This window comes from Kribbella sp. NPDC059898, from assembly GCF_042730855.1.
Classification (GTDB): domain Bacteria; phylum Actinomycetota; class Actinomycetes; order Propionibacteriales; family Kribbellaceae; genus Kribbella.
Window position 1 is genome coordinate 237,984 of the sequence record NZ_JBHWKR010000002.1, and the last position, 21,903, is coordinate 259,886.

22 protein-coding genes are annotated in these 21,903 nt (G+C 70.5%); 13 read left to right on the plus strand and 9 right to left on the minus strand.

Annotated features, from left to right (window positions below; translation table 11 throughout):
• The first annotated feature begins 103 nt into the window (after nucleotides 1-103).
• Together ACFV9C_RS06650 and ACFV9C_RS06655 are read left to right on the plus strand one after the other, a co-directional pair.
• Nucleotides 104-1,195 (plus strand): serine hydrolase domain-containing protein, encoded by a 1,092-nt coding sequence (locus ACFV9C_RS06650; protein WP_380191101.1) that lies wholly within the window; start codon nucleotides 104-106, stop codon nucleotides 1,193-1,195.
• A 53-nt stretch (nucleotides 1,196-1,248) separates the two neighbouring features.
• Nucleotides 1,249-1,782: a pyridoxamine 5'-phosphate oxidase family protein gene (locus tag ACFV9C_RS06655; RefSeq protein ID WP_380191103.1), complete on the plus strand. Its 534-nt coding sequence runs from the start codon at nucleotides 1,249-1,251 to the stop codon at nucleotides 1,780-1,782.
• A gap of 3 nt (nucleotides 1,783-1,785) precedes the next feature.
• On the opposite strand, the gene ACFV9C_RS06660 is transcribed toward ACFV9C_RS06655, so the two are convergent.
• Nucleotides 1,786-2,766: an alpha/beta hydrolase gene (locus ACFV9C_RS06660; protein ID WP_380191105.1), complete on the minus strand. Its 981-nt coding sequence runs from the start codon at nucleotides 2,764-2,766 to the stop codon at nucleotides 1,786-1,788.
• 104 nt (nucleotides 2,767-2,870) lie between these two features.
• On the opposite strand from ACFV9C_RS06660, the gene ACFV9C_RS06665 reads away from it, so the two are divergent.
• Entirely contained in the window at nucleotides 2,871-3,578 is a 708-nt protein-coding gene (locus ACFV9C_RS06665) for a TetR/AcrR family transcriptional regulator (RefSeq protein WP_380191107.1), read from the plus strand.
• Here the strand turns inward: ACFV9C_RS06665 and ACFV9C_RS06670 are convergent.
• Entirely contained in the window at nucleotides 3,544-4,590 is a 1,047-nt protein-coding gene (locus tag ACFV9C_RS06670) for a LuxR C-terminal-related transcriptional regulator (protein ID WP_380191109.1), read from the minus strand. The genes ACFV9C_RS06665 and ACFV9C_RS06670 overlap by 35 nt on opposite strands.
• Nucleotides 4,578-6,893: a sensor histidine kinase gene (locus ACFV9C_RS06675; RefSeq protein WP_380191111.1), complete on the minus strand. Its 2,316-nt coding sequence runs from the start codon at nucleotides 6,891-6,893 to the stop codon at nucleotides 4,578-4,580. Before ACFV9C_RS06675 ends, ACFV9C_RS06670 begins: the two co-directional genes overlap by 13 nt.
• A 133-nt stretch (nucleotides 6,894-7,026) precedes the next feature.
• Here ACFV9C_RS06675 and ACFV9C_RS06680 point away from each other — a divergent pair, with 133 nt between their 5' ends.
• On the plus strand, nucleotides 7,027-7,641 hold the full coding sequence (locus ACFV9C_RS06680) for a hypothetical protein (protein WP_380191113.1): 615 nt from the start codon (nucleotides 7,027-7,029) through the stop codon (nucleotides 7,639-7,641).
• On the opposite strand, the gene ACFV9C_RS06685 is transcribed toward ACFV9C_RS06680, so the two are convergent.
• Nucleotides 7,638-8,555 carry a 2-dehydropantoate 2-reductase gene (locus tag ACFV9C_RS06685; RefSeq protein ID WP_380191115.1) on the minus strand — a complete coding sequence of 306 codons (918 nt, stop codon included), beginning with the start codon at nucleotides 8,553-8,555 and terminating at the stop codon, nucleotides 7,638-7,640. The two genes, ACFV9C_RS06680 and ACFV9C_RS06685, sit on opposite strands and share 4 nt — an antisense overlap.
• 105 nt (nucleotides 8,556-8,660) lie before the next feature.
• On the opposite strand from ACFV9C_RS06685, the gene ACFV9C_RS06690 reads away from it, so the two are divergent.
• Together ACFV9C_RS06690 and ACFV9C_RS06695 are read left to right on the plus strand one after the other, a co-directional pair.
• Nucleotides 8,661-9,188, plus strand: a complete 528-nt coding sequence (locus ACFV9C_RS06690; RefSeq protein ID WP_380191117.1) for a hypothetical protein — start codon at nucleotides 8,661-8,663, stop codon at nucleotides 9,186-9,188.
• On the plus strand, nucleotides 9,185-10,132 hold the full coding sequence (locus ACFV9C_RS06695; protein WP_380191119.1) for an alpha/beta hydrolase: 948 nt from the start codon (nucleotides 9,185-9,187) through the stop codon (nucleotides 10,130-10,132). The genes ACFV9C_RS06690 and ACFV9C_RS06695 overlap by 4 nt, the downstream gene beginning before the upstream one ends.
• Before the next feature lie 590 nt (nucleotides 10,133-10,722).
• On the opposite strand, the gene ACFV9C_RS06700 is transcribed toward ACFV9C_RS06695, so the two are convergent.
• On the minus strand, nucleotides 10,723-12,306 hold the full coding sequence (locus tag ACFV9C_RS06700; RefSeq protein WP_380191121.1) for a hypothetical protein: 1,584 nt from the start codon (nucleotides 12,304-12,306) through the stop codon (nucleotides 10,723-10,725).
• A gap of 32 nt (nucleotides 12,307-12,338) precedes the next feature.
• A complete protein-coding gene (locus ACFV9C_RS06705) occupies nucleotides 12,339-13,199 on the minus strand; it encodes a LysR family transcriptional regulator (protein ID WP_380191123.1) in 861 nt (286 codons plus the stop codon).
• 76 nt (nucleotides 13,200-13,275) lie between these two features.
• Here ACFV9C_RS06705 and ACFV9C_RS06710 point away from each other — a divergent pair, with 76 nt between their 5' ends.
• Nucleotides 13,276-13,791, plus strand: a complete 516-nt coding sequence (locus ACFV9C_RS06710; protein WP_380191125.1) for a dihydrofolate reductase family protein — start codon at nucleotides 13,276-13,278, stop codon at nucleotides 13,789-13,791.
• Here ACFV9C_RS06710 and ACFV9C_RS06715 read toward each other — a convergent pair.
• Both ACFV9C_RS06715 and ACFV9C_RS06720 read right to left on the minus strand, forming a co-directional pair.
• On the minus strand, nucleotides 13,769-14,815 hold the full coding sequence (locus ACFV9C_RS06715) for a homoserine O-acetyltransferase (protein ID WP_380191127.1): 1,047 nt from the start codon (nucleotides 14,813-14,815) through the stop codon (nucleotides 13,769-13,771). The genes ACFV9C_RS06710 and ACFV9C_RS06715 overlap by 23 nt on opposite strands.
• Entirely contained in the window at nucleotides 14,812-16,122 is a 1,311-nt protein-coding gene (locus tag ACFV9C_RS06720) for a bifunctional o-acetylhomoserine/o-acetylserine sulfhydrylase (protein ID WP_380191129.1), read from the minus strand. The genes ACFV9C_RS06715 and ACFV9C_RS06720 overlap by 4 nt, the downstream gene beginning before the upstream one ends.
• Before the next feature lie 120 nt (nucleotides 16,123-16,242).
• Here ACFV9C_RS06720 and ACFV9C_RS06725 point away from each other — a divergent pair, with 120 nt between their 5' ends.
• The 5 genes from ACFV9C_RS06725 to ACFV9C_RS06745 are packed head-to-tail and all read left to right on the plus strand — an operon-like array spanning nucleotide 16,243 to nucleotide 20,794.
• Nucleotides 16,243-17,205 (plus strand): Gfo/Idh/MocA family protein, encoded by a 963-nt coding sequence (locus ACFV9C_RS06725; RefSeq protein WP_380191131.1) that lies wholly within the window; start codon nucleotides 16,243-16,245, stop codon nucleotides 17,203-17,205.
• A gap of 11 nt (nucleotides 17,206-17,216) precedes the next feature.
• Nucleotides 17,217-18,227, plus strand: a complete 1,011-nt coding sequence (locus tag ACFV9C_RS06730; protein WP_380191133.1) for a Gfo/Idh/MocA family protein — start codon at nucleotides 17,217-17,219, stop codon at nucleotides 18,225-18,227.
• Complete coding sequence (locus ACFV9C_RS06735) at nucleotides 18,227-19,045, plus strand: Gfo/Idh/MocA family protein (protein ID WP_380191135.1); 819 nt, start codon at nucleotides 18,227-18,229, stop codon at nucleotides 19,043-19,045. Before ACFV9C_RS06730 ends, ACFV9C_RS06735 begins: the two co-directional genes overlap by 1 nt.
• On the plus strand, nucleotides 19,042-20,064 hold the full coding sequence (locus ACFV9C_RS06740) for a hypothetical protein (RefSeq protein ID WP_380191137.1): 1,023 nt from the start codon (nucleotides 19,042-19,044) through the stop codon (nucleotides 20,062-20,064). The genes ACFV9C_RS06735 and ACFV9C_RS06740 overlap by 4 nt, the downstream gene beginning before the upstream one ends.
• Before the next feature lie 19 nt (nucleotides 20,065-20,083).
• Nucleotides 20,084-20,794 (plus strand): 2OG-Fe(II) oxygenase, encoded by a 711-nt coding sequence (locus ACFV9C_RS06745; protein ID WP_380191138.1) that lies wholly within the window; start codon nucleotides 20,084-20,086, stop codon nucleotides 20,792-20,794.
• Here the strand turns inward: ACFV9C_RS06745 and ACFV9C_RS06750 are convergent.
• Nucleotides 20,787-21,416: a hypothetical protein gene (locus ACFV9C_RS06750; protein ID WP_380191140.1), complete on the minus strand. Its 630-nt coding sequence runs from the start codon at nucleotides 21,414-21,416 to the stop codon at nucleotides 20,787-20,789. The genes ACFV9C_RS06745 and ACFV9C_RS06750 overlap by 8 nt on opposite strands.
• Before the next feature lie 56 nt (nucleotides 21,417-21,472).
• On the opposite strand from ACFV9C_RS06750, the gene ACFV9C_RS06755 reads away from it, so the two are divergent.
• Nucleotides 21,473-21,901, plus strand: coding sequence for a GNAT family N-acetyltransferase (locus tag ACFV9C_RS06755; RefSeq protein ID WP_380191142.1), 429 nt, complete (start codon nucleotides 21,473-21,475; stop codon nucleotides 21,899-21,901).
• Nucleotides 21,902-21,903 lie beyond the last annotated feature (2 nt).

The window sequence follows — 21,903 nt, forward strand, 5'->3', positions numbered from 1 at the left end:
CGACCCCAAGCGGCATGTCGAGACTGCTCGATCAGTTCCGACTTACGTTCTGACAGACGGCTTCAGTGACCTCCGCACGGTCGGGAAAGTGATGTGAAGAGCTATGGGTGAGATACACGATCAGATTCAACGTCATCTCGATACGCTCGTCGGCACGGGCGCGGAGGCCGGTGTGCAGGTCGCCGTCTATCGGGACGGCAAGCTGATCGTCGACGCACTGGCCGGGGCGGCCGATCCGGCCACCGGGACACCAATGGCCTCCGACACACCGATCTTCAGTTTCTCGACCGGAAAGAACGTGACGGCCACGCTCGCCCATGTGCTCGTCTCGCGTGGGTTCCTCGAGTACGACAGCCCGATCACGGATCTCTGGCCCGAGTTCGGTGTGCACGGCAAGGACACGGCGACGCTGCGCCACGTTCTGACCCATACGGTCGGTCTTCCCGCCATGCCGCGCGAGATCACCCCGAGCGAGCTGCCGGACTGGTCCAGGGTGTGTGAGTCGCTGGCCGCCGCCCAGCCGCGCTGGCAGCCCGGTACCGCGATGGGATACCACTCCTACACCTTCGGTCATCTCGTCGGCGAGCTCGCCCGCCGCGCGACCGGCCGGACCATGGGCGAGTTGCTGCGTGAGTGGATCACCGCGCCGCTAGGTATCGAGGGGCAGCTCTACTTCGGCGCACCGAACGAGTCGCTGCCGGAGTTGGCGCGCCTGGAGCAACAGGCACGGCAATGGCCCGCCGACCCGGACGACGGTGACGCGATCCTCGCGCCGTGGGAGAGCCGGCCGAGCGCCGACTTCGGCAACAGCGGCGAAATCCTGCGCGCTGACATACCGTCGGTGTGTACAGCCACTGCGCACGGCCTGGCTGCGACGTACAACGCCGTTCTGCAAGGAGAACTTGTGGAGCCTGCCCGGCTGGCGGAACTGACCGCGCCCGCGTTCGAAGGTACGGATCAGGTCTTCGGCAACCCGGCGCGGATGGCACTGGGCTACCCGATCGGCAGGATCGGCGCCCCGGCAGAAGAGAACTCCGTGGCCTTCGGATGGCCGGGCGGGGGCGGCAGCTACGCCTACGCGGACCCCGCCCGAGGAGTCGCCTTCGCGCTGACGAAAACCCGGCTCAACCCGGACTTCAACACCACACTGTCGGTGACCACGATCCTGGCCGACCAGCTCGCCGGGACCCACTGAGCTGCCCCACGGATGTGGGGGGCGGAATCCGCGACGATCAGCAGGAGCAAATCATGACCACTCCTCAGGCCCACGACTCGACTGTGCCGCACACCAGCGTCGGCGCCTTCTCCTCGCCAGGCGCCGGCCCGATACTGTGGGAGGCCACCGAATGGTCACTGCGGCGGATCCAGAAATTCCAGCTCTGCACGGTACGCCGGGACGGCCGGCCCCACGTGACACCGTTGCTGGCAATCTGGGCGCTCGGCGCCATGTGGTTCACCACCGGGGAGCACGAGCAGAAAGCCAAGAACCTCAGCGCCAACCCGCACTGTGCGCTCACCACCGGAACCGGCACCCTGACCGGCAACGACTACGTCATCGAAGGCACTGCGAGCCTCGTCACCGACCAAGCCACCAGGGAAGCCGTGGCGACCGCCTTCGAACAGGCTTACGGCTGGCAGCTGACCCGCGAGGACGGAACCTGGCATCAACTGGGCGACGCCGTCCGGACCGGGAATGCTCAGCTCTACAAGGTTCAGCCGGACAAGGCATTCGCCTTCAGCACCGGCAGCGAGTCGTCCCAGACTCGCTACCGGTGGAGCTGATGGTCAGGCCTTCCGGAGGTGGGCGACGATGCCCTCCAGGTCTTCGGCCAGCCGGTCTTCGCGGATCACGTGGCCGCCGCCGTCCTCGTGGGCGGTGTACGGGATGTTGGCCGCATCGAGGGCAGCCTTGAACTCGCGTTGGCCGGCCAGGACCTCGCGCTCGTTGGCGAGGTCGAACGGGTCGGGGCCGGGGCTGGTGCCGGCGACCATGAAGATGCGCTTGCCGCGGTAGCGCTCCAGGTTCTGCATCGGGTTGTCGTTCGTGACCCGGGTCTCGTCCCAGGCCGGGGCGCCGTAGATCGTCCCGCCGGCCAGGTCCGAGGCCGCGGAGGACACGTTCGCCCAGTGCACGACCAGGCCGTTGTCCCGGCGCAGGCTGGGCGGGCCGGAGTGCGCGCTGATCGAGGAGAAGTGGCCGTAGTACTTCGCCGTGTACTTGAGCGCGCCGAAGCCGCCCATCGAGAAGCCGCCGACGGCGCGGCCGGCGAACTCGGCGTACGTGCGGAAGTTCGCGTCCACCCACGGGACCAACTGGTTGAGGTGGAAGCTCTCCCAGTTGTGCGGGCCGGAGTTGCTGCTCACCGGGTTCGAGTACCAGCCGGCGTGGCCGCCGTCGGGCATCACGACGATCAGCGGCTTGTCGGCGGTCAGCTCGCGGATGTGGTGGTGGTCGAACTCCATGAAGTCGCCCAGGCCGCCGTGCAGCAGGTACAGCACCGGGTACGTGCGCCCGCTGGTGTGATAGTCACTCGGCAGCAGGACGTTCACGGCCGGCGCCCAGCTGATCTCGGCGGTCTGGAAGCGGTAGTACCACATCCGCGGATCGCTCTCGTTCCGATCCGTGATGTGCAGGCCGAACCCGTCGTCCGCGGCGCTCGCGGCGAGGGAGGTGGCCAGAATGGTGCCGGCGCCGAGGCCGGCAGCGACGGTCAGCCCGCCGGCGGCCTTGAGCATCGTGCGCCGGGTGGGGCGTGGTGCGCTCACCATGATCTCCTGAGGAGTGAGGGACAGAACAGATCACCGTCGGTGACGGCGTCGATCTAAGTTAGTAGCATAACTTTGGGGTCAGCCCCGAACAGAGGAGGGTTGTGACAGCGAATCCGCCCCGCCGGAAGACCGGCGGTCGCCAGGCACAGATCACGGTCGCGGACATCGAACGCGAGGGGCTGCGGCTCGGCCTGCCCAACCTGACCGTGAACGGCGTCGCGACCGCGCTCGGCGTCAGCCCGACGGCCCTGTACCGGCACGTCGACGGCAAGCCCGGCCTCGAGGCGCTGGTCGGCGAGGCGGTACTGCGGGAGCTGCAGATTGTTGACAATCCTACGGACGGTATCAAGGCGCACCTGCTGTCGTTCGCGCAGCAGATCCGCGACTTCGTTCTCGGCCATCCGGGGCTGGCGGGCTACATGCAGGGTCTGTTTCCCCGCGGCGAAGCCGGCATCAGACTCCAGCGAGAGGCCGTCGAGGCGCTCGGGCGGCGCGGGTACGGCCCCGGCGCCGCGCTGATGCTGTCCGGCGGCGTCGCCGCGCTCGCGATCAACCTGAGCGCCGCCGAGGAACGCCACCGCCCGTACTTCGAAGGCTCACACCGCCGCGAACTCGAGAAGGTGTACGCCCTGCTCGCCAACGACGCCGTACTCGGCGGGGCCCAGGTCGAACTCCCCGCCATCAGCGGCGAGGCCTACTTCCGGATGGTGATGACCGCCTGCATCCGCGGCCTCGTCACCGCCGCCGCCCCCGGCCGCCCGGTCGGCGACATCCTCAGCGAGCTGGGCTTCGAGGAGTCGCGGCGCTGAGGTGCGCCAGTACGGCGAGGACGCGGCGGTGGCCGTCCTCGGTTTCGGGGAGGTCCAGTTTTGTGAAGAGGTGGCGGACGTGCGCCTCGACGGTCCGTTCGCTGAGGTAGAGGCGCTTCGCGATGCCGGTGTTCGTGAGGCCTTCGGCCATCAGCGCGAGTACGCCGCGTTCGCGCTCGGTCAGCGTCGCCAGCGGGTCGCGGCGCGCCATCAGCCCGGCGACCACCTGCGGGTCCAGGGCTGAGCCGCCGCGGGCGACCCGCTCGGCGGCGGCGAGAAACTCGGCCACATCGAGCACCCGGTCCTTCAGGAGGTAGCCGAATCCGCCGAGCGACACGAGCTCCACGACGTACTGCGTCTCGATGTGCTGCGACAGCAGGAGTACGCCGAGCTCCGGGTGCGCGCCCTTCAAGGACTGCGCCGCCCGCGCCCCCTCGTCGGTGTGCGTCGGCGGCATCCGGATATCCGCGACGACGAGATCCGGGGAGTACGTCGTGACCGCGTCGTGCAGGCCGTCCGCATCGCCAAGCGTCGCGACAACCTCATGACCACCGTCCACGAACAACATCCGAAGCCCTTCCCGAAGCAACACCTGATCCTCAGCAATCACAACCCGCAAACCCCCACGGCGCGACACCTGACCCTCGCAAACCGGCACATCACCCTCGCGCACCAGCACCTCGTCCTCCCGGAGCGATACGTCGCCGTCGCCGAGCGGTACCTGACCCTCGCGCGGCACCTCGCCACCCCCGAACGGCACCCCTCCCTCGCCGAGCGGTACCTGACCCTCGCGCGGCACCTCGCCACCCCCGAACGGCACCCCTCCCTCGCCCAGCGACACCTGCCCCCCGCCGACCGGCACATCACCCCCACCGAGCGGCACCTGACCCTCGCGCGACACCTCGCCACCGCCGAACGGCACTCCACCCTCGCGGAACGGCGCCACGTCCTCGCGCAGGGGCACCCTGTGTTTGCGGTGCGGTGGCTGGTGGTCGGTGGTCACGGGTCGCATGGCAGGTCCGCGGCGAGCGTCGTACCGGCGCCTGGCCGGCTCTGTATCTGGAAGGTCCCGCCCAGGGCGGCGGCCCGGTCGGCGAGTCCGGTGAGGCCGGTGCCGTTCCGGGGGGCGGCGCCGCCGATGCCGTCGTCGACGACGCGGATGAGGAGGTGGTCGCGGTCGTGGGTGGCGATCAGGTGGATGCGGGTCGCGGACGCGTGCTTGACGGCGTTGGTGAGGCCTTCGCAGCAGATGAAGTACGCCGCCGCCTCGACCCCGCTGTCGAACCGCTGGTCCGGCATCCGCACCGACACAGGCAACGGAGCCCGCCGCGCCAGCTCCGCACACGCCGCCCCCAACCCCGAATCCAACTGCGCCGGCGGCAACCCGCGCGCCAACTCCCGCAGTTCCCCAATAGCCACCGCCGCCTCAGCCACAGCCCCCTCCAACGTCTTCTGAACCGCCGCGATTTCAGGCCCGGATTCCAGTTGGTGTTGGGCGTGGCGGAGGGCTAGGCCTATGGAGACCAGGCGTTGCTGGGCTCCGTCGTGGAGGTCTCGTTCGATGCGGCGGCGTTCGGCGTGGGCTGCGGTGACTATGCGGGCGCGGGAGGCTTTCACCTCGGTCAGTTGGAGGTTCAGTTCGGCGCGGAGGCGGGCGATCTCCACTGCCAGACCACCGTGTTCCAGCACCTGCCGTACCAACTCCGGGCCGAGCGGGCTCGCACCGTCCCACAGGATCACCCCGATCGGTTGATCCCCACGCTCGATCGCAATCCGCTGCCGCCCACCGCGCTCCCCACCAACCCGCCCGACGCCCACCGAAGCCCCACCAACCCTCCCCACGCCCACCGAAGCCCCGCCTGCCCCCGCGCTACCGGGGTCGGGTGCGCCGACCTGCTCGGGGGCAGCGCGGAGCGGGTCGGGGTGGTCGAGGCGGGAGGTGCCGGCCCGGTCGGGAGCGGCGCGGAGCGGGTCGGGGTGGTCGAGGCGGGAGGTGCCGGCCCGGTCGGGAGCGGCGCGGAGCGGGTCGGGGTGGTCGAGGCGGGGAGTGCCGACCCGGTCGGAAGCGGCGCGGAGCGGATCCGGGTGATCGAGGCGGGAGGTGCCGACCCGGTCGGGGGTGGGGTGAAGCGGGGCGGGGTGGTTGGGGTGGGGGGTGGTGGTGAGGGGGGTGTAGTGGTGGGTTTCGGGGAGGTAGACGAGGAGTTCTAGGGTGGGGTCGGTGAGGATTTCGCGGAGGACTGTCTGGACGTCCTCCGGGGGGCGGCGGCCGGCGCGTACGTCGTCGAGGAAGGCGGTCATTCGGTGCAGGGCGTCGTACCGCGAGCGGTTGAAGCGGCGGTCCACCGTGTCCTGGATCCGTGAGCGCAGCGACCAGAACAGCACCGCGCAGACTAGCGTCGCGACGGCGACCGTCCATCCCGAGCCGCTCCCGAGGAAGGTGCCCAGGGCAACGGTCACGACGGCGTACGACGCCACCAGCAGTATGGTCAACCCGGCGTACGCGACCGTCCGGCTGATCACGAAATCCACGTCGTACAACCGGTACCGCAGGATCGCCGCGCCCGCCGCCAGCGGCAGACCGGTCAGCGCGACGGCCGCGATCACCCCCGCCGCCGGGCTCACGTACCACAGCGCGAAGCTCGTCGGCAGTGCGACGCCGGCGACCACCGCCGCGAGTACGAACCACTTCAACTGCTGACGTTCCAGCCCGGCCGACCGACTGAACCGCACCGCCAGCGACAGCACCGCCGCGAGCAACGCCCCCAGGAACAACGGCATCCCGACCCCGAGCAGCACCCCGGTCGGCAGCCCGGCCACCGCGATCGGATTACGTCCCGACACGAAGTCCCGCCCGCGTTCCGGACTCAACGCCCACGCGGCCATGCTGACCAGCAACCCAACAGCACCGACCCACGGCACCGCCCGCCACCGCCGCCCCGGCAACCGCCCGGTCGGGAACAGCAGGAATGTCAGCGTCCATCCGTACCCGCTCGGCAGCCAACTGACCGCCGAGATCCCCTCGCCGACGGGGCCGCCCGGCCACCCCTCCGCGGCCGCGCGGAGGCCCCATCCCTGGGCGAGGTCGGAGGCCACCGTGTTCAGCAGACCGAACCCGAGGAACAGCCACCCGATCGCGTTCTCCGGCCGCCGCCACGCGATCACCGCGCCCGCACCGACCGTGGCGAGGTTGAACAGGACGTAGAGCAGCGCGTCGTAGACCGGTTCGAGCCGCCACGACAGGATGATCGCGGCGATCTCCGCGAGCACGCTCACCCCGAACATCCCGGCGATCGCCGGCCGACGCCCACCCACGGCACCATCGTGGCAGCGCGGAGGCCTCCCGCCAACAGTGCTGGCACCTACATCGAACGCCGTACTGCTGCCGATGCGGACTCCGGCGCCGCGTTCCTACCGTCGAACCACTGTCTTCGAAAGGTGGGGAACCATGAACCGCAGTCTGTCCGGCATCGGCCTGATCGGTGCCGCAATCACCACGCTGACCGGGATCGCCGTCGAGGCGTTCGTGAAGCCGGCGTCCACGATCTCCGACCAGCAGTGGAGCTACCCGTGGAGCGCCGGCGCGTTCGTACCGGTCTCGGTCGCGTACGCCGTACTCCATCTGCTGGTGTTCCTCGGCATGGTCGCCCTGTTCCGCGCGCTGCCGCCCCGCGCCGGGCGGATCGGGGCCGCGATCGCCGCCGCCGGCACGCTGGTCCTGCTGGTCGCCGAGCTGATGTCGCTCCCGATCGCCGACCGGCGCCTCACCGACACCGGACCACAGGTCGTGGGCGCGGGCTTCGGCCTCGGCGTCGCACTCACCGCGATCGGTCTGCTGGTGGCCGGAGTCGTCGTACTGCGGTCATGGACCGGCTGGCAGCGGTACGCCGCGATCGTGGCCGGCGGGTGGGCCGTGGTGATGATCGGGCTCAGCATGACGAGCGCGCTGCCGCTCGGCGTCGCGATCTACGGCGTCACGCTGTGCGCGTTGTTCGCCGCGGTCCGGACGTACGACGCGCGGCCCGTCACGGAAGCCCGGACCCGCGCGCGGATCGAAGGCTAGTTGCCGGCAGCAAGGACGCGGGCGGTGGCGAATTCGAACAGGAGGGTGTTGATCGGGGTGGGGACCCGGGACTCGCGGCCGAGGCGGACGACGGCGCCGGTCCAGGCGTCGAGCTCGGACGGGCGGCCGGCGATCAGGTCGCGCTGGAGTGACGTGGTGCCGTCGGCGGGCAGCTGGTCGATCCAGTCGAGCGTGCGCTCGACGACGTCAGCGGCCAGCTGGATCCCGCGGGCGCGGGCCAGGTCGCGGATCTCGCTGGTGGCCTCGGTGAGGAGTTGCCGGGTGGCGGGCTGGGTGCGGAGTACGCCGTACCCGGCGCCGGTCGCCGTACCGAGGCCGCCGGTCGGGACTACCGACAGGAACTTCGTCCACAGGGCCGCCCAGATGTCGTCCGGAATCGTCGCCTGCAACCCGGCGCCCTCGAACGCCGCCCGGAGTCGCTCGAGCCGCGGGGTCGACCCGTTCGCCCACTCGCCGACGTTGAGCTTGCCGTTGCCGAGATGGCGGATCACGCCGGGACCTTCGACGTACGCGATCACCTCAGCGGCGCCAGGCAGTACGGCGTCCTGCCCGTACACCTGCGCGACCTGGCCCGGCGCCTCGACGCCGTTCTGCACCGTGACGATCGCGGTGTCCGGGCCGGCGAGCGGGCGGATCGTCTCGATCACGTCGGGCAGCTGCCAGGTCTTCACGCAGATCAGCAGATAGTCGACCGCGCCGATCTCGGCCGGGTCGTCGGTGGCGCGCACCGGCAGCTGGAGATCCCCCGCCGGGCTGTGCACAACCAACCCCGTCGACCTGATCGCCTCCAGGTGCTTGCCGCGAGCCACGAACGCGACGTCCTGCCCGGCCGCCGCCAGCCGGGCACCGAAGTACCCGCCCACACCGCCGGCCCCGACGATCCCGATCTTCACGCCCATCTCCTCTGTTAGGGGTTCAGCTGATGATAGGAGCCCGCGGATTGAGGACTTCGCGCAATCCTGCGGTGCGGACGGCGGGCGGGTGGTTGATTGGCGGCCATGCGCACACCGACGACGACACCGGCCCAGGCGGCCGCGATGATCCGCCGCGACCAGGAACTGTTGCTCAGCAGGGTCGACGGGAAGACCGAGGACGAACTGCGGGCGCGGTACGACGTCCACGACGGGCCGCTCGGGCACTTCTGCGACTCGCTGCACGACCTCGTCGCGCACGTGCTGATGTGGGACGAGATCAACCTCGCCGTACTGCGGGAAGCGCGGGCGGGCCGGCCGCATTGGAGCCTCGACCTGCGCTGGGAGACCGCGGAGATCGGCAGCGCCCTCAACCTGGGCGGCGTCGAGGCGGGGCGGCGGATCCCGTCGGAGCTGGTCCTGCACCGGTTCCGCAGCGTCGGCGACGCGCTGGTCGCCGAGATCACGCAGTACGACGAGGCCGCCTGGGCGGATCCGGCCACCGGGGCCGGGTTCGACGGCGGGATCGGGGCGCTGACTGAATACGTATCCACCACGCCCGACGGGATGCTGTTCGCGCATGCGGCGCGCCACCTGCAGCCGGTGTCCGCATGACGATTGTCGACAATCCACAGTTCGGCCCGGAGACGGACGCGCTGCTGAAGCACCTCGCCGACCTACCGACCACGCCCGGCCTCGACCCGTACCAGGCGCTGCTCCTAGACCGTGAAGAGCTCCCCGACCCCGCGATCGCCGGCGAGCCCGACCCACGAGTCACCACCGAAGACATCGCCATCCACCTTCCTGGGCGAACACTGCAGGCCCGTGTGTACCGGCATTCGATCCGCCCGCGCCCGATCCTCCTGTGGCTGCACGGCGGCGGCTTCGTCGGCGGGGACCTCCGCGACATCGAGTACGCCACCTCCCGGATCGCTGCCTACGGCAACGTCACCCTTGTCTCGCTCAACTACCGCTTGGCCCCCGAAAACCCTTGCCCAGCAGGACTTCAGGACGCGTACGACACCCTCGGGTGGCTGCGCGACAACCTCGACGGCGACGGCCGGATCGCGATCGGCGGCCAGAGCGCGGGCGGTGCCTTGGCGGCCGGTGTGTGCCTACGAGCACGCGACGCGGGTACGCCGCTCCCCCATCGGCAGATCCTCTGCTATCCGGTGCTCGACCTGCACCCGAGCGCCGACTGGCACGAGTGGTACTTCGGCACCCGCGAGATCCCGGCCGGCGCCGTACCACTGCGGGCCGCGTCGCTCGCGGGCCTCCCGCCGACGCTGATGCTGGCCGCCGGGCGGGACTGGTTGCGAGCCGACGCGGTCGCGTACGCGGCCCGGCTGAAGCAGGACGGCGTACCGACGGAGCTGGTCGAGTACGCCGACACGATGCACGCGTTCCTCAACTTCCCGGCCGCGTTGTCGGCCGGCCGCCACGCGGTCGAGCTGATCGCGGCGGACTTGCAGACCGCTTTCAGCGCACGCCGCTCACGAACGAACTGCTCCAGTAGTCCGCTTCTGAAGTTCGGGCGTAAGCCGGCTGGCCAGACCTGAACTCTCCGAAGGCCCCGGATTCGTAGCCGGAGGCAACTAGTCCGTCGAGTCGTGGGAAATGGTTGTGAAACGGGTTCGGCGACCAAGATCCACGACTCGGGCGCTGGGGTCGGAGCACATCACCACGACTCGACGGACAGGGGTGCGCCGTGGTCGGGCCGCTGTGGTCGGCGACGGGTCACCCGGCCAGGGGAAGGACCCCTGCAGCACCTGCGGACCGGCGCAGCGCCGCCGCCGACTCGTCACGGTCGAAGGCCGCGCCGCGGGCTGCCCGAGCAACCACGACCAGGACAAGACCGGATCGGACGGGACGGGATCGGATGGTGTGAAGACAGACAGGACATAGTCACTCGCGACACCTGCCGCGGACCGTCGCTGAGTCCGCACGGACCACGCCGAGGACGGACACGTCCTGTCGAAATTCACGTCGCCACCCCGCACGCCCCGCACTGCGGAACAAAGTTGCCGCTATCCGGCCAAAAGTTTCCGATGAGACCGGCCACGGCCATGCCGACTCGGGCGACGCGGCGGTATCACCGCTCGACCTGCGGCTGCAGTACCAGCGTCCTGCTGGTGAAATCCTTGGCAGGCTAGTGGTCTGCTCGGTGGGTGAAGAAGCGGGCCGGGTTGCCGGCGGCGCGGGGGTTGGAGGCGAGCCAGCTGGTGAAGGACTCGGGGTGGCGGCGTTCGAGTTCGTCGAGGTAGGCGCGGCGTACGTCGACCATCGCCTGGCGGTGGTCGGGACGGACGGTCCGCTCCAGCTGGGTGAAGCTCCGGCGCCAGGCCAGGCACAGCTCCTCGTCGGTGAGCTCGCCGACGCTGCGGACGACGGCGGTCAGGTACTTCGGCAACGGCAACTCCTGCTGCAGAGAAGGTGCCGACGGCAACTTCTTCTCGACCCGACGGCGCCGCCGCGACCACCCGAAGCGCGTCGAGCGGTCGCGGCCTCGCCTGTCCGAACCTCCGCCCCGATCAGACCCCGCCCACCCGAAGCCCGCACCGCCCTCCCCACCACCCGAACTCCCGGAGCCCGCACCGCCCTCCCCGCCATCCCAACCGCCAGAGCCCGCACCGCCCACCCCTCCATCCCAAGCGCCAGAGCCCGCACCGCCCACCCCGCCATCCCAACCGCCAGAGCCCGCACCGCCCACCCCGCCATCCCAACTCCCGGAGCCCGCACCGCCCTCGGCGCCATCCCAACCCCCGGAGCCCGCACCGCGCTCCTCGCCGTCCCAACTGCCGGAGCTCGCACCGCGCTCCGGGTCGTTCGAGCTGCCGGAGCCGTCGCCGAGATCCAGCGGACCCTGCGGCGAGCCGCCAGCCCTGTCGCCGCGGTCAGTCCCCCACGCGCGCCCCGGCCCGCCGTCCCCCGACGCGCGCCCCGGCTCGCCGTCGTCCCGGTCGCGCGCGAACCAGCCGAACCCCGTCGATCCGCCGTCGCGTTCGCCCCGGCCGGAGCCCGCACGGCCAGACCCACCACGGCCAGCGCGGCCCCGGCGAGACCCTGCACCACCCGAGCCTGCACCGCCCGAGCCAGCACCGCCCGACCCAGCGCCGCCCGAGCCAGCACGGCCCGACCCCGCACCGCCCGAACCAGCACCACCCGAGCCCGCACCACCCGAGCCAGCACGGCCCCAGCCAGCACGGCCCGACCCCGCACCGCGCGTCCCAGCACGGCCCGACCCCGCACCGCCCGAGCCGCCGGAGCCCGCTCCGCGCGAGCCGGCGCGGCCGGAGCCGGCGCGGCCGGAGCCGGCGCGGCCGGAGTCGGCGCGGGTGGGGTTGGTCCAGGCGGGTTCGGTTTTTGGTGGTGCGGTGCGCAGCCAGCTGACGACTGGTGGGGAGACGCCGAGGACCAGCAGGACCAGCATCACGGTGCGCGCGCCGACGGCGGCGGCGTACCCGCAGATCGCCAGCACGCACAGTGCGCCGAGCACCGCCCCGCGCGGCACGGCTCGGAGCAGGTCGGCGTTCGGCAGGTCGCGTCCTAAGCCGACACTCAGGCAGACCGCGCCGATCGTGAACGCTGCCACCAGGAACGCTGCCAGGTTGGTCGACGGCGACACGAACACCAGCGCCGTGAGCACCCCGAGTGTGGCCAGCAGCCCCACGGCCGCCCGCCAGATCCGCTCGTACCGCAGCCCGACGTCCACCATTCTCACCAAGTGCCCCATCACCCGGTCCTCCAACCGGAGTCGGACGGCTCCTAGTCCAGTGTTACTCGTTTTAGCGCTTCTATGAAGGCTCTCGTGGCCGGCGGGTCCGGCGGTTCGCCGTAGGTGGCGAGCAGGATGCGCCGGACGATCGGGAGTTCGGTCGCGCGGACGCCGGCGGCGCGGTGCGCGCGCAGCGCCAGGCCGGGTGAGGTGGTGACGCCCAGGCCCGCCCGGACGAAGGCCTGCTTGACGATCACATCGTCGCTGGTGAACGCGATCCGCGGCGTGAACCCCGCGTCCGCGCAGTGCTCCAGCAGCTCGCGCCGGCAGTTCACGCAGCCCGCGATCCAGTCCGAGTCCCGGTGGTCGGCGAGCGTTTCGCCGGTACGGCGGCTGAGCAGGTGGATCGGGTCGTCCCGCAGGTACGTGTAGCGGATGCCGTCGTCCGGCTGCTCGTCGTCGTACCGGAAGACGATCGCAAGGTCGAGCTCGCCGGCCCGCAGCTGCGGTACGGCGACCCGCGGGTGGACGTCGGTGAGTTCGAGCTCGAGGTTCGGGTGCTCGCCGCGGAGTTCGGCGGCCGCGGGCGGGACGAGTTCGCTGAGCGCGGAGCTGAACGCGCCGACCCGGACCCGCCCGGAGCGCAGGCCGACAAGCGCGGCGAGCTCGGCGTCGGCGGCGTCGACCCGGCCGACGATCTCGGCCGCGCGCCGGGCGAGCATCTCGCCTTCCGGGGTGAGCCGGATGCCGCGGCCGGACTTGCGGACCAGCTTCGCGCCGGTGGCGGCCTCCAGCCGGGCGAGGTGATGGCTGACGGTGGGCTGCGTGTAGTGGAGCGCCGCGGCCGCCGCGGTGACCGAGCCGTGCGCGGCGACCGCGGCCAGCACCCGCAGCCGGACGAGATCGAGCATGTATCGATGATATCTATGTATTTGTCGCCATATTGGCATTGGACGCATGGATCCGGCCCGGCGCAGGCTGGTGGTCATGACAGTGATCTGGCACATGACGATGTCTCTGGACGGTTTCATCGGCGATCGCGACGACGGCGTCGACTGGATGTTCCTCGGCGACGGCGCCCTGTCCGGGCTGGGCGCCGAGGTGGTCGCGGGCTGCGGCGCGTTCCTGTGCGGCGGCCGGCTGGTCGAGGTGATGAGCGAGAACCGCCCGTACGGCGGGAAGTGGACCGGGCCGATCCTGATCTACACGCACAAGGATCCGGCGTCCAACCCGGTGCCGGAGTTCACGTACGTGTCCGGCGACATCGGCGACCTGATCGCCGACGGGGTGAAAGCGGCGGGCGACAAGGACCTCGTCGTCACGGGCGGCGCCGCACCCCGGCTGGCGCTCGAAGCCGGGCTCGTCGACGAGATCGCCCTCCACATCTCCCCCGTACTGCTGGGCGAGGGCACCCGCTTCTACGACAGTCCTGGGGTCTCGCCGACCCGGCTGAAGGTACTCACCTCCGAGGGCTTGAGTTTCAGATTCGCAGTTGTGAGGTGATCAGCTTTCCCACCTGATCGAGTTCGATCAGGAAGCCGTCGTGGCCGTACGGCGAGGTGATGACGTGGAGCGGGCCGGCGGGCGGATGGGCTGTGGTGATGGCCCTGGACTGTGCGGGGAGATAGAGGCGGTCCGAATCCACCGCGGCGACCACCAAGCGGGACTTGAGGCCGCCCAGCACGTGCGCGAGGTCGCCCCTGCCGCGGGTGATGTCGTGGGTGTTCATGGCTCGGGTGAGGGTGACGTAGGAGCCGGGGTCGAAGCGGTTGACGAGTTTGGCGGCGTGGTGGTCGAGGTAGGACTCGACGGCGAATCTCGGGTCGTCGGGCGCCTGGCGGGTGCGGCCGAAGCGGGTGGCCAGTTCGTACTCGGAGCGGTAGGTGATGTGCGCGATCCGGCGGGCGATGCCCAGGCCCGCGGTCGGCGCCCGGCCGGTGCCGTAGTAGTCGCCGTTCTGCCAGTCCGGGTCGGACGTGATCGCGGCGAGCTGCGGTGCGCACCAGGCGATCTGCTCGGCCGAGGCGGCGGGCGTGGCGGCGAGGACGATCGCCGTACCGACGCGGTCCGGGTACAGCAGCGGCCATTCCAGCGCGCGCATCCCGCCCATCGAGCCGCCGATCACCGCCGCCCAGCGATCGATGCCCAGCGCATCGGTCAGCAAGGCCTCGGCGGCAACCTGGTCCCGGACGGTGAGCGCGGGGAAGCGACTCCCCCAGGCCCGCCCGTCCGGGGCCTCGGTCGACGGCCCGGTGGTCCCCTGACAACCACCGAGCACGTTGGCGGCGACGATGAACCAGTCCGCCGGGTCGAGGTACCGCGTCAGCCCGTCCCACCAGCCGGGCGTCGGCTGCCCAGGCCCGGCCGGACCGATCACGTGCGCGTCACCGGTGAGCGCATGACAGATCAGTACGCCGTTGCTCCGGGCAACGTTGGGCCGACCCCAGGTCTCGTAGGCGATCCGTACGCCGGGCAGCGTCGTACCGCTCTCCAGCCGGAGCTCCCCGACCTCGGCGAACTGCTTCACTTGGCTGCCGCGAACCCGACCTCCAGGTCGGCCAGGATGTCGTCGAGGTGCTCGATCCCGACCGCGAGCCGCACCAGCCCGGGCGTCACTCCCGTCGCCGCCAGTTCCGCCTCCGCCAACTGGCTGTGCGTCGTGGACGCCGGGTGGATGACGAGCGAGCGTACGTCGCCGATGTTCGCCACGTGGCTGTGCAACTTGAGCGCGTCGACGAACCGCTTGCCCGCGTCGACACCGCCCTTGATCTCGAACGACACCACGGCCCCCGCACCACGCGGCGCGTACTTCTGGGCCAGCTCGTACCACGGCGACGACGGCAGACTGGCGTACGCGACGGACTCCACCTCGTCCCGCTGCTCCAGCCACTGCGCGACCTTCAGCGCGTTGTCGACATGCCGCTCGATCCGCAGCGACAGCGTCTCCAGGCCTTGCGCGATCAGGAACGCGTTGAACGGCGACGCCGCCGGCCCGAGGTCCCGCAGCCACTGCACGCGGGCCTTCAGGATGTACGCCAGGTTGCCGAGGTCCGACCCGACGCCGAGGTCCCGCGCGTACGTCAACCCGTGGTAGCTCGGGTCCGGCTGGTTGAACCCGGGGAACCGCTCCGGGTCGGCCGCGTAGTCGAACGTCCCGGAATCCACGATCACGCCGGCGATCGCGGTCCCGTGCCCGCCGAGGTACTTCGTCGCCGAGTGCACGACCACGTCCGCGCCGTGCTCGATCGGGCGGATCAGGTACGGCGTGGCGACGGTGTTGTCGACGATCAGCGGAACGCCCGCGGTGTGCGCGACCTCCGCGACGCCGGCGATGTCGAGGATCTCGCTCTTCGGGTTCGCGATCGTCTCCGCGAAGAACGCCTTGGTGTTCGGCCGGACGGCGGCCTGCCAGGACTCCAGGTCGTTCGGGTCGTCGACGAACGACACCTCGATGCCGAGCTTCGGGAACGTGTAGTGGAACAGGTTGTACGTCCCGCCGTACAGGCTCGGGCTGCTGACGATGTGGTCGCCGGCCTCTGCGACGTTCAGCAGCGCGAGGGTCTCGGCGGACTGGCCGGACGCGAGCAGCAGCGCCGCCGTACCGCCCTCCAGGCTGGCGATCCGCTGCTCGACGGCGTCCTGCGTCGGGTTCTGGATCCGGGTGTAGATGTTGCCGAACTCCTTGAGCCCGAACAGGCCGGCGGCGTGGTCGGTGCTGTCGAAGGTGTACGACGTGGTCTGGTAGATCGGCAGCGCCCGCGCCTTGGTGGTCGGGTCGGTGGTCTGGCCGGCATGGATCTGCCGGGTCTCGAACGACCAGCTGGGTTCGGTCATCTCGTCCTTCTTTCGGGTCACGTTCCGTGATCAAAAGGTACTAAACAGATTGACTTACTGGACTCTGTCTCAGGGAATGGACGGTTGCAATGCAACCGGTTGCATGGTGAACTCACGACCATGACTCGGATCGCGATCGCCGGCGCCGCCCACCCGCACGTGGGCTACCTGACCGCGGAGCTCGACCACCTGCCCGGAGCCGTCCTGGTCGCGGTCGCGGACCCGTCCCGGGAGACCGCCGAGCGGTGGGCCGCGCCGTACGACGCGAAGGTCTTCACCGACCACCAGGAGATGCTGCGCGAGGTGCGGCCGGACGTGGTGATGGTCGCGGGGATCTACGGCGACCGCGGGCGCGTCACGGTCGACGCTCTCGACGCGGGAGCGCACGTGCTGGCGGACAAGCCGTTGTGTACGACGCTCGAGGACCTGGACGCGATCGAGGAGGCCGCGCGGCGGACCGGTCGGCACGTGACCGTGCTCTTCGAGAAGCGCTACTACCCCGTGACCCTCGCGGCCCGGGAGATCCTCGATCGGCTCGGCACGATCCACGGCGTGACGTCGTCCGGCCCGCACAAACTCAACCGGCCGACCCGCCCCGATTGGTTCTTCGAGCCCGAGCGGTACGGCGGTGTGCTCAACGACCTGGCCGTCCACGACATCGACGCGGCACTGCTCTTCACCGGCCTGACGAGCGGGACGGTGAGCGGCGCGGTGGTCGGCGGGTCGTACGGCGTCGCGACCTTGAACGGCGCCGGTGCGGTCGTCACGGCGGGCGTCGACTGGATGAACCCGGCCGGGTCGCCGGTGCACGGGGACTACCGGATGAAGCTGATCGGGACGCACGGGACGGCGGAGCTGCTGTGGGCGCGGAACCGGCTCGTGCTCACCACCCATGACGCGGCGCCGTACGACGTACCGCTGCCGGCCGGCCACCGCCCGGCGGAGCTGCCGCTGCAGGCGCTTGCCGCGGGCAACGAACCGGACATCACGACCGAACGCAGCATCCTCGCCACCCGGATCGCACTGCTGGCACAGCAGTCGGCCGAGCACGGCGGCGTACCCATCGACTGGTCCATTGGATGAAGAGGGGTCTCATGCGTTTTGCTCTGATTGGTGCCGGCGCGATCGGCACCGTGCATGCGCGTCTGATTGACGCACTGGGTAACGAGGCCGCGCTGGTGGCGGTGGTCGACCAGAACCTCGAGCGCGGCGGGAAGCTGGCGGAGCAGTACGGCGCGCAGGTGTACGCGACCCCGGCCGAGGCCTATGCGGCCGAGGAGCTCGACGCGGTCGGGATCTGCCTGCCCAGCGCGCTGCACGCGGACGTCGCCATCGAGGCGCTCGAAGCCGGCAAGCACGTGATCGTCGAGAAGCCGGTCGACATCACGCTCGAAGCCGCGGACCGGCTGATCGCCGCGCAACAGGCGACCGGGCTGACCGTATCCGTGATCAGCCAGCGCAGGTTCCAGCCGCCGGTCGCGCAGATCCGCGCGGCGATCGACGGCGGCGCGCTCGGCCGGGTCACCTCCGGGATCGCCGAGTCCGCGTTCTTCCGCCCGCAGTCGTACTACGACGGCGACGACTGGCGCGGCACCCTCGCGGTGGACGGCGGCGGCGCACTGATGAACCAGGGCATCCACGCGCTCGACCTGCTGGTCTGGATGCTCGGCCGCCCGGTGCGGGTCAGCGCGCAGACCGGCCGGCTCGCCCACGAGGGCATCGAAGTCGAGGACCTGGCGGGCGCGTCGATCGTGTTCGAGAGCGGCGCGATCGGCCTGATGCTCGCGAGTACGGCGGCGTACCCGGGTCGCCCGGTCCGGCTGACGATCCACGGCGACCAAGGCACGGCGGTCCTCGACGACGACGCGCTGGCGTACTTCGCGTCCGCGAACGGCGAGGCGCCCAAGGCCCCCGCGCTCCCCGGCCCCGGCGACTGGGGACCCGTCGAGCTGGCGCATCTCGCGCAGTACCGCGACTTCATCGCCGCCGTCCGGGACGGACGCCCGCCCGCGGTGACGCTGGAAGCCGGCCGGCGGTCGCTGGCGACCGTGCTGGCCGTGTACGAGTCCGCCCGTACCGGGCGTCCTGTCGAGTTGGAGGACTGATGCGCATCGCCCTGGTCGGGACCGAGAACAGCCACGCCGACGAGATCGTCAAACACCTGAACGTCGAGCAGATCGCCGGCGGCACCCGCATCGTCGCGCTGGCCGGCGCCGACGACGAGCGGAACCAGAAGCTCGCCGCAGCCGGCGGGATCACGAAGATCGTCCCGACCTCGCGGGAACTCCTCGGCGAGGTCGACGCGCTGATCGTCACGAACCGCGACGGCGCCCTGCATCGCGAGCACGCCGTACCGTTCCTCGAGGCCGGCGTACCGGTCTGGGTGGACAAGCCGCTGGCGGCGAGTACGGCGGACGCGCAGGCGATCCTGGATGCGGCGCGAAAGGGTGGCGCGGCGGTCACGTCGTACTCCGCCGTGCGCTGGGTCGCGGACGCCGACGTGCTCGCGAACTCGGGGATCGACGACTTGCAGGCGATCACGGTCACCGGTCCGGCCGATCCGGACAGCGAGTACAGCGGGATCTTCTTCTACGGCATCCACTGCGCCGACTTGGCACAGCGGCTCGCGCCGGGCGCGCCGGGTCCGGTCGAGGTCGAGCGCGCCGGATCGACCGTGGCCGTGCGGTACCAGTCCGGCGGCGTCCTCGTCACGCTGCAACTGGTCAAGCCGACGGACGCGGGGCGGGTCCCGTTCCATGCCGAGCTCGTTGGGCGGACCAAGCTCGTGAGCAGCGACATCCGGCTCGACTCGGAGTACGTCGTACCCGGGCTGAAGGTCTTCCTGCGGGTGCTGGAGACCGGCGAGCGACCGCTCGACGACGCGACGATGCTGGCCCCGATCACCGTGCTGGAGCAGGTGTGAAGCGGCTCGCCGCGGTGCTGGCGTTGCTGCTGGCGTTCGGCGCCGTCGTACCGGCGAGTGCGTCGCTGGCGCAGCAGCCGTACACGCAGGACCGGGCGATGTGGGTGTGGGAGCAGAACTCGTACCCGGCCGTCCTCGACCGCGTGGCGCGGGACAAGCTCGGGCGGATGATGGACGACACCAGCACGTTCGGCTCGGACCCGGTCCGGACGATCTACCTCGGCGTCGCGGCGTACCAGGGCAAGGACATGCTGCGGGACTCGCGCCACCAGGTCGCGTCGTTCGTGCAGTGGGCGCGCGGCCGCGGGTACCACGTCCAGGCGGTGATCGCGGGCGGTACGACGCCGCCGTACCTGGGGGCGCTGCCGAAGTACCAGCATCTGGCCGTCGCGGAGTTCCGGAAGGTCCTCGACTACAACCGCTCCGTCCCCGCCGGCGCCCGGTTCGACGGGGTGAACGTCGACATCGAGCCGTACCTGCTGCCGGAGTGGAAGGAGCCGGGAACGACGCTGCCGACGGACTGGCTGAACCTGCTGCAGAAGTTCGTCGACCTGCGGAACAAGTCCGGTCAGCGACTGCTGGTCGGCCCGGCGATCCCGTTCTGGTTCGACAGCTCGACCTGCTGTACGGCGATCACCTGGCACGGCAAGACCGCGCCGCTGAGCGACCACGTGCAGGACCTCACCGACTACGTGGCGCTGATGGACTACACCGACACCGCGACGGGGATCATCGCCCGGGCCGAGCACGAACTCGCGTACGCCGCCGCGATCGGCAAGCCGAAGTCCGTGGTGATCGGCGTGGAGACCAAGGACCTGTCCGGGACCAGCGATCCGCCGTCGGTGACGTTCTACGAGGAGGGACGGACGTACATGGAGGCGGAGCTGGACAAGGTGTACGCCGCCGAGTCCTCGTCCCCGGCGTTCGCGGGCATCGCCATGCACCACTACGGCAGCCTGCTGCTGCTCCCGTCGGTCTGGGGTCCCGGCGGCGTGTACTACCCCCTCACACGATCCTGAACCACACCGTTCAGGAGGTATGAACAAGTACGAACGACGGGTCGCCGGTGCCGACTGGGAGAGCGTCACGGCCGAGGTGAACGACCTCGGCTGTGCCCTCCTCCCGCAACTGCTGACGCCCGCCGAGGCGGCGGCGATCGCCGGGATGTACGACGAGGTACGCCGGTTCCGGGCGACGATCGACATGGCTCGGCACCGGTTCGGCGAGGGACAGTACCGGTACTTCGACCAGCCGTTCCCCGAGGCCGTCGACGCGTTGCGGCACGCGCTCTACCCGCGACTCCTGCCGATCGCGCGCGACTGGTACGCCAAGCTCGGCCGCGACGCCGAGTGGCCGGACACGCTCGATGAATGGCTCGACGTGTGCCACCGCGCCGGGCAGACCCGCCCGACCCCGATCCTGCTGCGGTACGGCGCCGGCGACTGGAACGCGCTGCACCGCGACCTGTACGGCGACAAGGTGTTCCCGCTGCAGGTCGTGATCAACCTGAACGAGCCCGGTATCGACCACACCGGCGGCGAGTTCCTGCTCGTCGAACGACGTCCGCGCGCGCAGTCCCGCGGTACGTCGACTCTGATCCCGCACGGCCACGGCCTGCTGTTCACCACCCGCGACCGCCCGGTCCGCTCGTCCCGCGGCTGGTCGGCCGCGCCGGTCCGCCACGGTGTCTCCGCGATCCGCTCAGGACAACGCCATACCCTCGGGCTGGTCTTCCACGACGCTAAATAAGGTCGTTGCAGATGTCCCACGCGGCCTGCTGGACGAGGGCGGCCGTCTCCGCGTCGAGGCCCTTGACCGGTACGTCGATGCCGACCGGGTCCGCCTCGAGCAGCGCGATCAGGAACACGCAGGCGCCGAGGTAGCTGCCCGCCGGCGTCGGGTGGCTGTTGTCGGACTCGTGCAGCACTGGCTTGTCGTGGGCGGCCAGGAACCGCTCCCAGACCATGCCGACCGGGATCAGCGTTCCGCCCAATTCGGACGCGGCCCCGGTGTACGCGTCGGTCAACGCCTGCTGCGTCTCCGGCGCGTTGCTCCGGGCCCAGGTCAGGTAGAACGCAGTCCGTGCCCCAGCCGCGGCGATCGCCTCGTGGAAGTCGCGGGCGCTCTCCCGGAAGCGGTCCGGGCTCTTGATCGGCAGCGTGCTCTGCTCCTGCAGTACGACGACGTCGTACCCGCCGTTCGCGATCGCGTCGAGGGCTTTGCCCGCGTTCAGGTGCTGGCGCAGCGAGGCGCCGCCGGCCGAGATGATCTTGTGCTCGACCTCGATCCCGCGCGCCCCGGCGAGGTCCTTGAGCAGCTTGGGCAGGTTGTTGTTGGACGTGAAGCTGTTCCCGACGAAGAGGATCCGCACGGACTGAACGCTACTACTCGTTTGACCCCCGGCGCCGGGCGATGTTGGCTGTCGGAATGTTGAGGATCGTGCCGGTGACCGACGACGCGACGCTGCTGGACTGGCAGCGGGTGCACAACGAGATCATCCCGACCGCGCCGCTGTCGGCCGGCGACATCCGCGAGCGATCGACGCGGAACGTGCTCGAGGTCGCGTACGACGACGACGTACTGGTCGGCTGCTCGACGGTCCGGCCGCCGTCGGCGGAGACCACGGCGGCGGTGGTGATCGCCCGCGTGCTCCCGGCGTACCGGCGGCGTGGTTTCGGTACGGCGATCTACGAGCACTGCCTGCGCCTCGGGCGGGAGCTCGCGGACGGGATCGAGACGCACATTCTCTCGAGCAATGCCGACGGGCTGCGGTTCGCGAAGGCGCACGGGTTCGTCGAGGTGGAGACGTACCTGCTGCCGGGCGACACGATTCCGTTCGTCGAACTACGGTTGTGACC